This window comes from Bradyrhizobium cedriense, assembly GCF_054602315.1.
Genome location: NZ_JBTSWB010000002.1, coordinates 336470 through 351732 on the forward strand (window position 1 = coordinate 336470; position 15263 = coordinate 351732).

General features: G+C 64.9%; 11 protein-coding genes. 6 read left to right on the forward strand and 5 right to left on the reverse strand.

The genetic code is table 11. The annotated features are described in order from the left end of the window. The first annotated feature begins 264 nt into the window (after positions 1-264). Together ACYCVF_RS07880 and ACYCVF_RS07885 are read left to right on the forward strand one after the other, a co-directional pair. Positions 265-1308, forward strand: coding sequence for a M23 family metallopeptidase (locus ACYCVF_RS07880; protein WP_459603260.1), 1044 nt, complete (start codon positions 265-267; stop codon positions 1306-1308). 221 nt (positions 1309-1529) lie between these two features. Continuing rightward, the gene (locus ACYCVF_RS07885; RefSeq protein ID WP_459603258.1) at positions 1530-2210 is read left to right on the forward strand and encodes a TetR family transcriptional regulator; all 681 of its coding nucleotides are present in this window, start codon (positions 1530-1532) and stop codon (positions 2208-2210) included. Between the two features lie 146 nt (positions 2211-2356). Here the strand turns inward: ACYCVF_RS07885 and pyk are convergent, their stop codons facing one another. Continuing rightward, positions 2357-3793, reverse strand: a complete 1437-nt coding sequence (gene pyk / locus ACYCVF_RS07890; RefSeq protein WP_459603256.1) for a pyruvate kinase — start codon at positions 3791-3793, stop codon at positions 2357-2359. After that, positions 3790-4371, reverse strand: coding sequence for a DUF1036 domain-containing protein (locus tag ACYCVF_RS07895; protein ID WP_459603254.1), 582 nt, complete (start codon positions 4369-4371; stop codon positions 3790-3792). Before ACYCVF_RS07895 ends, pyk begins: the two co-directional genes overlap by 4 nt. 167 nt (positions 4372-4538) lie before the next feature. Between ACYCVF_RS07895 and ACYCVF_RS07900 the strand changes: the two genes are divergently transcribed. The 3 genes from ACYCVF_RS07900 to ACYCVF_RS07910 all read left to right on the forward strand — a co-directional run bounded on the left by ACYCVF_RS07900 (position 4539) and on the right by ACYCVF_RS07910 (position 7166). Further along, positions 4539-4844 carry a DUF1244 domain-containing protein gene (locus ACYCVF_RS07900; protein WP_194389820.1) on the forward strand — a complete coding sequence of 102 codons (306 nt, stop codon included), beginning with the start codon at positions 4539-4541 and terminating at the stop codon, positions 4842-4844. Between the two features lie 199 nt (positions 4845-5043). Further along, complete coding sequence (locus tag ACYCVF_RS07905; protein ID WP_008546273.1) at positions 5044-5316, forward strand: DUF2312 domain-containing protein; 273 nt, start codon at positions 5044-5046, stop codon at positions 5314-5316. Between the two features lie 83 nt (positions 5317-5399). Next, positions 5400-7166 (forward strand): adenylate/guanylate cyclase domain-containing protein, encoded by a 1767-nt coding sequence (locus tag ACYCVF_RS07910; RefSeq protein WP_459603251.1) that lies wholly within the window; start codon positions 5400-5402, stop codon positions 7164-7166. A gap of 48 nt (positions 7167-7214) precedes the next feature. Here ACYCVF_RS07910 and ACYCVF_RS07915 read toward each other — a convergent pair whose 3' ends face one another. The 3 genes from ACYCVF_RS07915 to ACYCVF_RS07925 all read right to left on the reverse strand — a co-directional run bounded on the left by ACYCVF_RS07915 (position 7215) and on the right by ACYCVF_RS07925 (position 13144). Continuing rightward, entirely contained in the window at positions 7215-8822 is a 1608-nt protein-coding gene (locus tag ACYCVF_RS07915; RefSeq protein ID WP_459603249.1) for a DUF882 domain-containing protein, read from the reverse strand. Between the two features lie 277 nt (positions 8823-9099). Beyond that, positions 9100-11298: a L,D-transpeptidase family protein gene (locus tag ACYCVF_RS07920; protein WP_459603247.1), complete on the reverse strand. Its 2199-nt coding sequence runs from the start codon at positions 11296-11298 to the stop codon at positions 9100-9102. Between the two features lie 349 nt (positions 11299-11647). Next, positions 11648-13144 (reverse strand): sigma-54-dependent transcriptional regulator, encoded by a 1497-nt coding sequence (locus ACYCVF_RS07925; protein WP_459603245.1) that lies wholly within the window; start codon positions 13142-13144, stop codon positions 11648-11650. A gap of 127 nt (positions 13145-13271) precedes the next feature. Between ACYCVF_RS07925 and ACYCVF_RS07930 the strand changes: the two genes are divergently transcribed. Beyond that, positions 13272-15206 (forward strand): M3 family oligoendopeptidase, encoded by a 1935-nt coding sequence (locus ACYCVF_RS07930; protein WP_459603243.1) that lies wholly within the window; start codon positions 13272-13274, stop codon positions 15204-15206. Positions 15207-15263 lie beyond the last annotated feature (57 nt).

The following is a 15263-nucleotide window of genomic DNA, read 5'->3' on the forward strand; positions in this document are numbered from 1 at the left end:
GTTCGCAACGAAACGATTTTCCTCGGTCGGAACAGGTTGAATCTACTGCTGGACGCGAGGATTTCCGGCGAGGCGGCCTGCGATGGCGCGGGTTAGAGAACCGGCCAGTTATCGAATAGCGATCGGACGACAATACCCTATTTGGGAAGTTTCTAGCGCTCTCCGAGCGTCGATTCGATTCCGGCATTCTCTCGATGTACACTGGGTTATGAGATCACACCCAAATCTCGATCACGATCAGGTTGGAGAAGTTGGCGCAAGGCCATGACGAATTTGAGCGACGCACGGCACATTCGAAGTCTGACAGATCGGAAGGTGCTTTTGGCTGCATTGACGTCTTGCGTGATCGTCACATGCGCGACGGCATCCCGCAGCTCGGAGCCGCAACTGTTTGCCTGGCCGGTCGCCTGCCAATTGGGAAGGACCTGCTTCATCCAGAACTACGTTGACCATGATCCCTCCGACAAGACCCTTGACTTCCGATGCGGGCACCGAACGTATGATGGTCACGACGGCACCGACATCCGGCTCCCCGATCTGGACGTTCAACGAAAAGGCGTCGAGGTCGTCGCTGCCGCTTCAGGGCGCGTTGCTCACATCCGCGACGGCATGGATGACGTATCGGTCAAGCTCGTCGGCAAAGCCGCGGTCTCGGGGAGGGAATGTGGCAATGGCGCCGTCGTCGAACACGGAAACGGCTGGAGCACGCAATACTGTCACATGGCCAAGGGCAGTCTCAAAGTGAAGCCCGGCGACAGCGTGAGCGCCGGGCAGGCACTCGGGCTGGCGGGGCTCTCCGGGAATACGGAGTTCCCACATCTCCATTTCACGGTGAGGCACAACGGAAAAATTGTGGATCCATTCGCCGAGGGCGCCACGAAGGGCGAATGCAATGCGGGCCGTTCGCTGTGGCAGCCGACGCAAGGCGCCGTTTCGAACTATCCGTCCACCGAGATCATCAATGCCGGTTTTGCCGATCGAGCGGTGACCATGGACGAGATCGAGACAGGTGAGGTCAAGCGATCCTTGCCTGGCTCTCAATCGGCCGCCATCGTGGCTTATGTTCGTGCAATCGGACTTCAGGCGGACGACGAGCAAGCGCTCGAGCTGAGGTCACCCGAGGGCCAAGTCGTCGCGGAGTATCACGCGCCGAAGCTGCCACGGGACCAGGCCCAGTATTTCATCTCGGCTGGGCGAAAGCGCGCAGGCTCCACTTGGCCGGTCGGCAGCTATCGGGCAACTTTCGTTCTGCGCCGACATGGTGCCGAGATCGCGCGGAGGTCCTTCCAGATGGATATCGCGCAATAGCCATCATCTGCCACTCGTTCCGCTTGGGCGGTTTTCGGGACGAGGCCCTTCACAACTACGGTTGCCGATTCCGTCCGATCGGCGTGACGCTTCAAGCATTTCCCATCTTGTCATCTCCTCTGAATAGTTGTTCAGTCCTTGCGGGGCGATTTGCATCTTTCGACGTGACGAAGCGTTTGGCCGCAGGGCGTGCGGCTGGCGTGTGGGACAGGAAGCGCGCCATGGTTTATCGGCGGACGCATCAAGTGGTGAAGCGCCTCGCGGCGCGGCGCAGCGCGATATTGGCGGCGGCGCGGGAGGCGGCGGCCGAGGGCGGGATGGCCGCGGTGCAGATCGCGCCCGTCGCGGTCCGGGCCAATGTCGCGGCCGGTACGGTCTACCGTTATTTCCCTTCCAAGGCGGATCTGATCTCCGAGCTCATTGCCGAGGTCTCCCGCGACGAGCTCGCGGCGATCCGGCGGGCGGCCGATGCCGCGCCGGGGCCGTCCTCGGCGCTGGCGGCCGCGGTCACCACCGTGGCGGTCCATACGCTGTCGCAGCGCAGGCTGGCCTGGGGCATCCTCGCCGAGCCCGTCGATGTCGATGTCAGCGCCTCGCGCCTTGCCAGCCGGCGCGAGATCGCCGGCGAGATCGCCTCGCGGATCGACGCAGCCGTGCGTGCCGGCCATCTGCCGGCGCAGGACACTGCGCTCGCCGCCACCGCATTGCTCGGCGCGCTGCATGAGTCCCTGGTCGGGCCGCTCGCGCCCGACAATCTCGATGATCCCGTCAAGATGCGCGACGCCGTACAGACCGTGACGCTGCTGGCGCTGCGCGCCGTGGGCGTCATGGACGCCCGCGCAAGGGGGCTGGTGGTGCAGCAGACGCTGCTGCCGACGGCCAAGGCGCTGGTTGGGGCGTAGAATCGGTCACGCGATCGAGGTGGAGACCTGATCGCGCTCAGGCCGCTGGCCGGGCTCGCCTTTTCGAAAAACCGCAGCACGCGCGCCGAAGCGGCTTTCTACTGTGCATGGGGTTGTTTTCGCACTTTTTGTTTGAGCGGCCGGCTTCAGATGTCGGCGTCGCCCTCGGGGCCGACCGAGGCGATGCGCACCATGTTGGTGGTGCCGGGGATGCCGAGCGGCACGCCGGCGACGATGATGACGCGCTGCCCGGCGCGGACGAAGCCGTCCCGGAACGCGATCTGGCCGGCGCGGCTCACCATGTCGTCCTGGTCGCGCGCATCCTCCGCGACGACGCAGTGCACGCCCCAGACGACGGCGAGCCGGCGGCCGGCGGTGATGTTCGGCGTGATCGCCACGATCGGCGGCTTCGGCCGCTCGCGCGCCACGCGCACCGCGGTCGAGCCCGAGCTGGTCCAGCAGATCAGGGCGGGCAGGTCCAGCGTCTCGGCGATCTGCCGGGCGGCGTCGGCGATGGCATCGCCCGCGGTGGCTTCGGGGGTGGGGCGCTGGGCTGCGACGACGGAGCGGTAGGTCGGGTCGCGCTCGACCTCCTCGCCGATGCGATTCATGGTCGAGACCGCCTCGACCGGGAATTTGCCGGCCGCCGACTCCGCCGACAGCATGATGGCGTCGGCGCCCTCATAGACGGCGGTGGCGACGTCGGAGACCTCGGCGCGGGTCGGCACCGGCGACTGGATCATCGATTCCAGCATCTGCGTGGCGATCACCACCGGCTTGCCGGCGCGGCGCGCCATGCGCGTCATCTGCTTCTGCAGGCTCGGCACGCGCTCGAGCGGCAGTTCGACGCCGAGGTCGCCGCGCGCCACCATCAGCGCGTCGGAAGCCTCGAGGATGTCGGCGAGACGGTCGATCGCCTGCGGCTTCTCGATCTTGGCCATCACGGCCGCGCGGCCGCGGATCATCTTCTTGGCCTCGATCACGTCCTCGGCGCGCTGCACGAACGAGAGCGCGATCCAGTCGATGCCGGTGACGAGCGCCGCCTCGAGATCGGCGCGGTCTTTCGGCGTCATCGCCGAGACCGGCAGGTCGGTGTCGGGCAGGCTGACGCCCTTGCGGTCGCTCATCCTGCCGCCGACGACGACACGCGTCACCGCGTGCTCTTTCGAGGTCTCCTCCGCGATCAGCCGCACCTTGCCGTCGTCGAGCAGCAGCGCATGGCCGGGCCTCAGCGCAGCCAGGATCTCAGGATGCGGGAGATGGACGCGCGTTGTGTCGCCCGGCGCCTTGTCGGAGTCGAGCGTGAAGGTCTGGCCGTTCTGGAGCTGGACCGCGCCGTCAGCGAAGGCGCCGAGCCTGAGCTTCGGTCCCTGGAGGTCGACCAGGATGCCGATCGGGCGGCCGTAGCTGCTTTCGACATTGCGGATCGTCGCCACCAGCTCCCGCATCTTGTCGTGCGGGGTGTGGCTCATGTTGATACGGAACAGGTCGGCACCGGCCTCGAACAGGCGGCGGATCATTGCGAGGTCTGAAGAGGCCGGTCCCAGGGTCGCGAGAATCTTGATACGGCGAAGACGCCTCATGGCTTATTTCCAGGCGGGGGTGGCAGGCCGGGCGAGCCCGGGGGCGTAGCACCGGGCGGGCCATTGGGCAAACCGGGAACCCCGCCCGGGCCAACCGGGCCGGGCAGGCCAGGCACGCGCTGCTGCGCCGGCTGTTCGTTGGCGTCGGTGAGCTGCACCGTCCAGGCGCGCTGCTCGCCGGTGTCGACCTCGAAATAGCCGGTGCGGTCGTAGCCGCGCGCCAGGCAATCCTCGGTGCCGCGGATGGTGAACTCCTTGTCGCGCGAGCACATGAAAGCCTGGCCCGACCATTCGCCGCCGCGGTCATAGTCGATGGCGTAGATGTAATAGTAGCGGGCGACCAGCGTGCCCCGCAGCAGCGTCTCGCAGGAGCGGGACGAGATGTTCCACCAGCCCTCGGTGGTCCAGCCATCGGCGTCCTTGTAGCCGAGCGCAATGCCGACCCGGCTCGAGGTGTTGTTGCAGAGGCGGAAATCGGCGGAGGCCGGGGTGGCACAAAGGCACAGCAGAGCGACCGCCAGCACCGGGACCAACCGGGTGAGCAGGCAAAGCGGGGAGCGGGGAGATTCGGCAATCATTGTCGCGAAAGCTATACCAGATCATTGACGATTTGGCGTAGGGCCGGGGACACACCCCGAAGCCTGGCTTCGGCTCGTTTGCGCCGCGATATGGCAAAATCTGTGACAGGCCCCACCTGATCCCGTAAGGGTGACCGCCATCGGGACGCGCTTTGAGGAATACAGCCATGGCAATCGACGACAAAACCAGAACGGAGCTCGAGGCGGCAGCTTTCCGCCGCCTGGTCGACCACTTGAAGACGCGGACGGACGTCCAGAACATCGATCTGATGAATCTGGCAGGCTTCTGCCGCAACTGCCTGTCCAACTGGCTCAAGGACGCCGCGGACGCCCAGGGCGTTCCCTTGAGCAAGGACGAGAGCCGGGAGGCCGTCTACGGCATGCCGTACGAGACCTGGAAGGCGAAATACCAGGGCACGGCCACGCCCGAGCAGCTCGAGACGATGAAGAAGGTCCACCCCCACGGGCATTGAACGGCCCAGATCTCGATCGCCCGAGTCGCACCGCACAACAGCTTTCTTCGCCTCGGCGCAGGAAGGTGTGGGCGCGCTGTGGACGAGCGCGATGCTTGCTTGAACGCAGGTGACGCCAACCCTAAGGGTTCTCCCCAGCACGCGCGGTGAGGATGCCGGCGTCTACCCTCGTTTTGCCAGTTCCATTGGGAGTACCTAGATGGCCACCTCCGCCGCCGTCCGCGACGACGAGCCCGCGACGAAATTTGCCAAGGACCAGCTCAAATCCATCATCGAGCGCATCGAGCGGCTGGAGGAAGAGAAAAAGGCGATCTCCGACGACATCCGCGATGTTTATGCCGAGAGCAAGGGCAACGGCTACGACGTCAAGGCGCTGCGCACCATCGTGCGCCTGCGCAAGCAGGACCCCAACGAGCGCGCCGAGGCCGAGACCATTCTCGAGACCTACATGCAGGCGCTGGGGATGATCTGAGATGCATCGCCCGGGTGTTGCTGCGCAACACGCTTGGGCAGAACCTCTGCGTCTGCTAGAGTGCTCGGTGAAGAGACCGAGCGATGGATGTGCCGGGACCAGAGCGTAGGCTCGCCGCGGTCCTCGCCGCCGACATGGTCGGTTTTAGCCGGCTCATGGAGGTCGACGAGGCCGGCACGCTCGCGCGTCTCAAGACCCATCGGGTCGAACTCATAGATCCAGCCATTGCCAAGAACCGCGGCCGCATCATCAAGACGACCGGCGACGGCATGCTGGCCGAATTCTACAGCGTCGTCGATGCCGTGCTGTGTGCCGCCGAGGTTCAGCGCCGGATGGCGCGGCGTAATGCCGACGTCCCGCCGCCGCGGTGGATACAATTCCGCATCGGCATCAATCTGGGCGATATCATCCTCGATCAGAACGACATTTTCGGCGATGGCGTCAACGTCGCGGCGCGGCTGGAGGCGTTGGCCGAGCCTGGAGGAATCTGCGTTTCAGGCGCGGTGCGCGATCAGGTCGGCGACCGGCTGGACGGGGTTCAGTTCGATGATCTCGGTGAACAGAGCGTCAAGAACATCGCCCGCCCGATCCGCGTCTTCCGCATTCGGCTGGCGGAGGGGCCTGCAGGCCTGCCCGACGGGTCGAACACTGCGCGGACGCCATCGGGTGTCTCGAAGAAGCCGTCCATCGCCGTGCTGCCATTCGCCAATATGAGTGGCGATCCGGAGCAGGAGTTCTTCGCGGACGGTCTCACCGAGGACATCATCACCGAGCTTTCACGCTTTCACGACCTTCTTGTCATCTCCCGCAACTCAACGTTCGTCTACAAGGGCAAGGCCGTAAAGGTTCAGGACATCGGCCGTGAGTTCGGAGTTGACTACGTCATCGAGGGCAGCGTGCGTAAGGCTGGGGAGCGCGTCCGCGTCACCGTGCAGCTGATCGATGCAGAGACCGACCGCCATATCTGGGCCGAACGCTACGACCGCGAGCTCCAGGATATCTTCGCCATCCAGGACGAGATGACCCGCGCGATCGTGGCGACTTTGCCCGGCCGGGTAGAAGCCGCAACGCACGACCGTACCAAACGCAAGCCGACCGACAACATGCCAGCTTACGAATGCGTGTTGGCGGCAAAGCTCCTGCATCACCGGTCAAACCGGGACGACAACGCTCAGGCACAGACGCTGCTCAACCGTGCGCTGGCGATGGATCCGAACTATGCCCACGCTCATGCCTGGATGGCATGCGTGCTCGGCCAGTGCTGGATCTATGGCTGGTGCGCCGATCGCGAGGCGACCTTCGAGCAGGTGGCTTCGGAACTCGAGATCGCGTTGGCGCTCGATGACAATGACGCGGACGTGCACCGGATTCTCGCCGCGCTCAATCTGACGCGTCATGATTACGAGAAGGCCACCTATCATCAGGAGCGTGCGTTCGCGCTCAACCCGAATTACGACCTGGTGGTCGTGCAACAGGGGGAGCTCCTGACCTGGTTGGGCCTGCCGGAGGAGGGCATCGACTGGATCAGGAAAGCGATGCGCCTCAATCCCTATCATCCCGAGCGCTTCTGGAGCCATCTCGGCCGCGCCTACTATTGCGCGGAGAAGTACGCCGAGGCCGCCGAGGCATTTTCAAGGATCACACGCCCCGACTACACCCATCACGCGTTTCTGGCGGCGACATTCGCGCAGATGAAGAATGCGATCGCGGCTGGCGCTCATGCCGCCGAGGTCTTGAAGCGCGAACCTGGGTTCTCTGTGGCAGCTCATCTTGCGACGCTGCACTACAAGCGCGAACTCGACCGGCGGCGCCACGAGACTGGTCTCATCGCAGCTGGCCTGCCGGTTTGATCGATCCGAGCGAGGAAGAGCGGAGAGAGCCTTGCTGGCACCCGGGACTCAGCGCAGCGCGGCGGTGCGCACGACGAACGACGTCGTCTCCAGCTTCGCAGTCGCGCTGCCCGAGAAGCTGTCGCAGGACAGTCCCTGCGTCGGATCGTCGACGAAGCCCATCGCGATCACGGACCGCGGCTTGACGAAATAGGCGCGCAGCGCAACCGTGTCGAGCTCGCCCATCAGCGTCACCGACATCGCGCGGCTGGCGCTCGGCGACAGCATCACGATCTTGAGCCAGATGCTTTCGCCCTTGGCAGCGGAGAGGCGGGTCGCGGTTGCGATCCTGCCGTCGATGCTCTTGCCGACGACCGTGTTGATCTCGGTTGCCTGCGCAAGATGGCGCGAGGCGGGCCGGGCAGAGCGCGGGATCGGCGCGGAGGCGGCGACGACATTGGCGCGGTCGACCGGGGAGGCGGCGGGCGCATAAGCCAGCGCCTGTAAGGCTGCGTTTGGCACGCTCGCGGTTGGTTGTGGATCAGTGGCTGCGGCCAGTGCCTGGCGGGCCTTCAATGCTGCGACCTGGGCCGGCGTCGCCTGCTGCGGCGCGGCCGGCACGTCATCCCAGAAGCCGCGGGCATTGATGATGTCGGCCGGGGTCTCCAGCTTGCCATCAACGGACTTGCCGGTCGCCGGCTTGTCGGCCACGGGCTTCGGCTTGGGCAGCGCGACGATCTGCGCGTCGGCGGAAGCGAGCTGGAGGGTTGCGGCGATTTGCGGCTTGGCGCGTGGCGTCGGCACCGGCTCGGCGGGCTTGGCGGCGGCTGCGACCACGGTCGGCGCCGCCGGCTTCGCAGCCGTTGCGGGTGCGCCCTCGTCGTCCTCGTCGTTGCTCGCGGCGGGAGCCGACTTGCTCTTGAACAGAGCCGCAAAGAAATTCGGCTTGCTGCCGGAATCGTCGCCGCTGCCGCGCCGCTCGATCTCGGCCCTGGCGAGTTCATAGTTCTTCAGCGGGACGCCGTCGGTCGGAAGATGCACAGTCTTTCCATCCGGGAAGACACGGGCGAGCTGGTCATGCGTCATGCGCGGCCAGTGCCGGACGCTGCCTGTATCCAGATGGACGAAGGGCGAGCCGGAGGTCGGATAGAAACCGACGCCGCCGCGCTGGAGGCGCAGGCCGGCGAACCGGATCTGCTCCAGCGGCACGCCCGGAATGTAGAAATCCATCGCATGTCCCAGCATGTGCTGGCTGGAGCGCGCCACACCGGAGGAGCGGCGGCGGAGCATGGCGTTAGTGGCGGGGGAGCGATAGGAGGAAATGATCTGGATCGGCTGCTTGCCGTCGACGTCGCGATAGACTTCCCAGAGGATGTCGAAGAGGCGACGGTCCATGACCGTCTCCTCCTGGGTGCGCCAGTCGCGCAGGAAACGATTGAGCTGTTTCAGCGCCGCCTCGTCGTAGCGGCCGTCGCGTTTGAAGGTGACGGTGAGGTCTTCGCCGGAATGGGTGTGGTGGAAGGAGAGCGTCTTGGTCTCGTTCAGCGCGGCCGCGTCATGAACCGAACCTGCGGCAGCAAGCAGCAATGCGGCAGCAAGACCGATCCTGGATCCGGCCTTCACTCCCGCTTGGGACAACGACAGCACAACGAATTTGCGTGCGAGACCAGTCAGCACGTATGAGCCCACCCAGTCGACGAGCGTTCAAATGGACTCTCCCGCCAACCCCGTTAGCGCGCGAAAGAGGATGAACGCTTTCTTAAAGCGAGAAGGTTAATTTGAGGTTGACCTTCCCGCCCCCAAACCAAGTCAGAATACAATCCTAAGCGGTTGACTGTGGCCAAAAAAAGCCCGTTGCCCGGACGGTGGTGGAGAGTGGTTAACGTTAAACGACCCCATCCGGGGATAGGGTCGTTGATCTCACTGCAGAATTTCAGAAAGTAGAGCCGGTGCCTCAGCGGGTGAATACCCGCTGTTGCTGCGGCCGGCGGCCGACCGGCGCCGGCGGCGGGGATGGGGCCCCGAACAGCCGCTCGAAGAAGTTCGGGCCGGACGAGCCGAAGCCCCCGCCGTTGTTGGCCACCGCCACGCCGGAGGGCAGCGTCGTCGCCGGGCGCGAGTAGCTCGGCTGCGAATGCGCCACGACCGCTTCGAGATCCTTGCCGCGGTTGTTCTTCAGTATGTTGATCATGGTCGCGTCGCGGCCATAGATGTCCTTGCGGAACTGCAGCTTGCCGGCGTCATCCACGAACGCGGTCTGATAGGTGATGTTGACCGGGATAGGGGTCGGGAATTTCAGGTCGATCTCGCTCTTGCCGTACATGCTGCGCACGCGCTCCGGCGTGTACTTCTCGTTCGGCAACACGATGTTGAGCAGCACGGAGGCGTACTGATCCGGATTCTGCACGCGCATGCAGCCATGGCTGAAGGCACGCTCGTCTCTGGCGAACAAATGCTTGTCCGGCGTGTCGTGCTGATAGACCAGGAACTTGTTGGGGAAGTTGAAGCGGATGCGACCGAGCGCGTTGGCTTCGCCGGGCGGCTGCGAAATGTGCACCGAGCCGTCGCGGTTCTGCTCGAGCCTGAGGCCCATGCGCTGAAGCACGGTCGGGTCCTGCTGCAGCGCCGGCAGATATTCGTTGTAGACGATCGACGGCGGCACGTTCCAGGTCGGATTGACCGTGATGTACTTCATCGTCTCCGTGAGCAGCGGGGTCGCATGCGTACCCGGCTTGCCGGTCACGACGCGCGTGGTCCAGACCTGCTGGCCGCGCTGCATCACCTTCAAAGTGAAGTCGGGAATGTTGAGGATGACATAGGCGTCTCCCAGCGAAGGCGCGCCGAGGTCGCGCGGCAGCCAGCGCCAGCGCTCCATGTTGACCAGCACCACGTCGATCTGCTTGTCGCGCTTGGGGATGTTGAGCGCCTTGACGGTCTTGTCGTCGAGAATGCCGGTCGCTTTCATTTCGGCGCCGCTCTGGAATTTGCGCACGGCCCCGGCGACCGTCGCGTCATAGCGGGTGTCGTTCGCGTTCTCGGTGAGGCCGAGCTTGGCGCGCAGCTGCGGCACGCGCGGATCTTCCACGACGATTTCAGCCTGCTTCTTGCCGCCCGGGGTGTATTTCAGCGCCGGACCGTCGGCGATCTCTATCACCGGGCCATTGCCCTGGCCGCGCAGCTCGGCGAGCTTGGCTTTCAGCTCCTTGTAGAGCTTGTGCGGCGGGTTGTAGCTGTCGAGCGCTGCGGAGGCGTCAGCCGCGGTCGTGACCTTGGCGAGCACCTCGTTGGGATCGACCGGATGTTCGGGATAGAGAATGTCGCCGCTGACCTGCGACCAGTGCATGCGGCCGCTCTGGGCATGGCGCGCATAGTCGAACATGCTGGCGGTGAGCTTGAGCTCGGCATCGGCCAGCGCATCGGGCGTGGTGGCGGCGGCGAAATCCGGCACCGGATAGTCGGCCGGATTGAGGCCGTCGGAGGCCGCGTCCTTCAGTCGCGCGATCACGCCCCTGGCCGCAGCGGTCAGATTGCCGCCCTGCGTCCAGACCGGCGCGAAATCGCGCGCGCCGTAGAACTTCTCGATCGCCGCGCGCTCGTTCTTGCGGTCGAAATGGCGCGAGGTCTTGGCGCCGATGATGTCCTTGAGCCTGTCTGCGACCGGCTGGTCGGCGGCGGGCACGTTGCTCGCAGCCTTCACCGGCTCGGCGGCGGGAGCCGCTGCAGCCGCAGGTGCCGTCGGAGCTGCCGGCGTGGCGGTCGCGGTATCGGCCTTGGCAGGCTCGGTCTTTGCGGGCTCGGTTTTCGCCGTCTCGCTCTTGGGTGCTTCTGGCGCGGGGGTGGTCGCGACGTCGGACGGCTTGGTCTCGACCTTGTCCGGCGCTGGCGCGGCGTCCGCCTTGACGGACTGCCTTGCAGTTTCCTTCGCGGAATCCTGCACGGTCGCGGTGGTGTCGAGCTTGATGTCGGCTGCAGTCGGGGGCGGGACGTTTGCCGGCTCGGGGCGCGGGATCGCGGCTTCGATCGCGAGCTCGGCGGCGCTGCTGCGCGCCTGATCCTGCGCCAGGGCTGAGCTGGCCGACACCGTGAGGAAGGTCGCCGCGATCGTGATCAAGACACGGTCAAAGCCCGCACGGTGGTTCAAACAGTCACGCATTGTGTCGCACCCCTCGGGTGAGCTGTCCCTCGTGGAACAGCTTCGTTATCGCCTATTGATGAGCTTCGGCTAAACTGCGCCGGCCTCTCGAAAGTTGCACGCCTGCACGCAACGATTCCTACGCAGACGATATACAGGCCCCGATTTCGCAGCCAGCGCTACCCGGGACAACTCACGACAAACTGACTTCAAGGGAGCCTCTTGGCAACGGATTGTGCGCTTCAGCCACGCGCTTTTCCCTCTGTCTGTCACTTCCGGGTCACGGTTCAAATCGCAGTCGAATTCGGTCGACCTGCTAACGGCTTACAGCCATCTCGCGCCGTCGCACGAAGCTCCGTTCGCACCAGGCTCAATGCGTCTCCTCACCGCTTTTGCCGCCATGTCCGGGAACCCCGGCCTCGTCGAGTTTGCGGTAGAGCGTCGACCGGCCGATTTTGAGGCGCCGGGCCACTTCAGACATCTGCCCGCGATAGTGCGAGATCGCGAAACGGATGATCTCGTTCTCCATTTCCTCCAGCGAGCGGACATCCCCGGTCGCCGTGAGCATGGCGAGAGTTCCCACGGCGGGGAGGGGCGCAATTGGTATTTCATTACCCGACACCACGGAGGGCGTCGCCGCCGGCTCGAGCATCAGCGGGGCTGTCGGAATGTCCGTGAGGGAATGCGGCTGCGAGGCGAGCAGGGGGAAGTCGCCAGAGCCGAGCTGATCGCCCTCGCTCATCACCACGGCGCGATAGACCGCATTCTCGAGCTGGCGGATGTTGCCGGGCCAGTCGAGCTGGGCAAGCTGCGCGACCGCTTCGCCGCTGATCCCGGAGATCGGGCGGTTCTCCTCGGCGGCAAAGCGCGCCAGGAAATGCCTGAGCAGATGCGGGATGTCCTCGCGCCGGGCCCGCAGCGAGGGGATCGTGAGCGGCAGCACGTGCAGGCGATAGAACAGGTCTTCCCGGAAATGTCCCTGTTTCACCCGCTCCAGCAGCTTGCGATTGGTCGCCGAGATGATGCGGACGTCGACCTTGACCGGCTTGCGGCCGCCGACGGCCTCCACGGCACCCTCCTGGAGCGCGCGCAGCAGCTTGACCTGCGCGGTCAGCGGCAACTCGCTGACTTCGTCCAGAAACAGCGTGCCGCCGTGAGCCTCGACAAACTTGCCCATGTGCCGTTCGGTGGCGCCCGTGAAGGCGCCCTTCTCGTGACCGAACAGGATGGACTCGACGAGATTGTCCGGGATCGCGCCGCAATTGACCGCGACGAAGGGCTTGGCCTTGCGCTCGCCGCTGCCATGGATGGCGCGCGCGAACATCTCCTTGCCGACGCCGGACTCACCCTCGATGAGCACGGGGATCGACGAACCTGCCGCCTTCTGCGCGGCGCGCATCACCGGAGCCATCGCCTCGGCGCGGGTGATGATGTCGGAGAAGCTCAGCCGGCCCTCGCGGCTGTGACGGATGCGCTGCAATTCGCCCTTGAGCGCGGAGGTGTTGAGCGCGTTGCGCAAGGAGACCTGGAGCCGCTCCACGCCGACCGGCTTGACGACGAAATCGGACGCGCCCGCGCGCATTGCCGAGATCACGTTGTCGATGCCGCCATGGGCGGTCTGCACGATGACGGGGATGCTCAGCCCCGCTTCGCGGATCTTCGCCAGAACGCCCATGCCGTCGAGGCCGGGCATCACGAGATCGAGGATGACGGCGTCGATGGCCGGTGCGTCGGGGGCGGTGAGGGTGGCAATTGCGGCATCGCCGGAGTCCACGACGACCGTCTCATAGCCGCATTTCTGCACCATGTTCTCGACCAGCCGGCGGGCTACGGCGTCGTCGTCGGCAATCAAAATACTGGCAGCCATGGTGTTCCCCGCACGCTACTACTATCTGTCTCGAATCGGGGCACTCTGGCCGAAGCCGATTAACGCATGCTTAAGCCTTGATGCCCCCGCCCGCCGTCGCGATTGTTGAACACAGGTTTCCCACACAATGACTTCGCGCTCCAAGACTGCCGTCACCAAGACTGCTCTCAAAAAGTCTGCTCTCCGCAAGCCAGTCACCAAGACGTCCGCCGCCACGAAACCTGCCGCCAAGAAATCTCTCCCCAAGGCAAGTCACTCCAAGTCGCCGGCAAAGCCTGCAAGCAAGCTCGGCAGACTTCCGGAGTGGAATCTGGCCGATCTCTATTCCGGGATCGATGCGCCCGAAGTGGCGCGCGATCTCGAAAAGATGGATGCCGACTGCGTCGCCTTCGAGACGGACTACAAGGGCAAGCTCGCGACAGGGACAGCAAACGAAGATGGCGGAAAATGGCTCGCCGAGGCGGTGCGACGCTATGAGGCGATCGACGATCTCGCCGGCCGTCTCGGCTCCTATGCCGGTCTCGTCCATGCCGGCGACAGCGTGGACCCTGCGATTTCAAAGTTTTACGGCGACGTGTCCGAGCGCCTGACGGCGGCCTCGACGCATCTTCTGTTCTTCGCGCTCGAGCTCAACCGGATCGATGACGATATTTTGAACCGCGCGATGCAGGCCGCCGAACTCGCCTACTACCGTCCATGGATCGAAGACTTGCGCAAGGAGAAGCCGTACCAGCTTGACGACAAGCTCGAGCAGCTCTTCCTGGAAAAGGCGCAGACCGGCTATTCCGCTTTCAACCGCTTGTTCGACCAGACCATCTCCGGCCTCCGCTTCAAGGTCGGATCCAAGGAACTCGCGATCGAGCCGACGCTCAATCTGCTGCAGGACCGCGACGGCGCCAAGCGCAAGGCTGCAGCGGAGGCGCTGGCCAGGACCTTCAAGGCCAATGAGCGCACCTTTTCACTGATCACCAACACGCTCGCCAAGGACAAGGACATCTCCGACCGCTGGCGCGGCTTCAAGGACGTCGCGGATTCCCGCCATCTGAACAACCGCGTCGAGCGCGAGGTGGTCGACGCGCTGGTCGCCTCGGTGCGCGCGGCCTATCCGAAGCTGTCGCATCGCTATTATGCGCTGAAGGCGAAGTGGTTCGGCAAGAAGCGGCTGACCTATTGGGACCGCAACGCGCCGCTGCCCTTTGCCGCGACCGACGTCATCGGCTGGCCCGATGCACGTAACATGGTGCTGACGGCCTATCGCGGCTTCTCGCCTGACATGGCCGATATCGCCGAGCGCTTCTTCACCGATCGCTGGATCGACGCGCCGGTGCGGCCGGGCAAGGTGCCGGGCGCGTTCTCGCATCCGACCACACCGTCCGCGCACCCCTATGTGCTGATGAACTACCAGGGCAAGCCGCGCGACGTGATGACGCTCGCCCATGAGCTCGGTCATGGCGTGCACCAGGTGCTGGCCGCGAAGAATGGCGCGCTGATGGCGCCGACGCCGCTGACGCTGGCCGAAACCGCGAGCGTGTTCGGCGAGATGCTCACCTTCCGGCGGTTGCTCGCCCAGACCAAGAGCGCAAAGCAGCGCCAGGCGCTGCTGGCCGGCAAGGTCGAGGACATGATCAACACCGTGGTGCGGCAGATCGCGTTCTATTCCTTCGAGCGCGCGGTCCACACCGAGCGCAAGAACGGCGAACTCACCGCCGCGCGGCTCGGCGAGATCTGGCTGTCGGTGCAGGGCGAGAGCCTGGGACCGGCGATCGAGATCAAGGCGGGCTACGAGAACTACTGGATGTACATCCCGCACTTCATCCACTCGCCGTTCTACGTCTACGCCTATGCGTTCGGCGACTGCCTCGTGAACTCGCTCTACGCCGTCTACGAGAACGCGGCCGAGGGCTTTGCCGAACGCTATCTCGACATGCTCGCCGCCGGTGGCACCAAGCACTATTCCGAGCTGCTGCGGCCGTTCGGGCTGGACGCAAAGGACCCCAAGTTCTGGGACGGCGGGCTCAGCGTCATCGCCGGCATGATCGATGAGCTGGAGGCGATGGGCTGAGGTAGGGGCCGTAAAACATTTGTTGAACGACGCCCGGGGTCATGTTATACAAGTGTA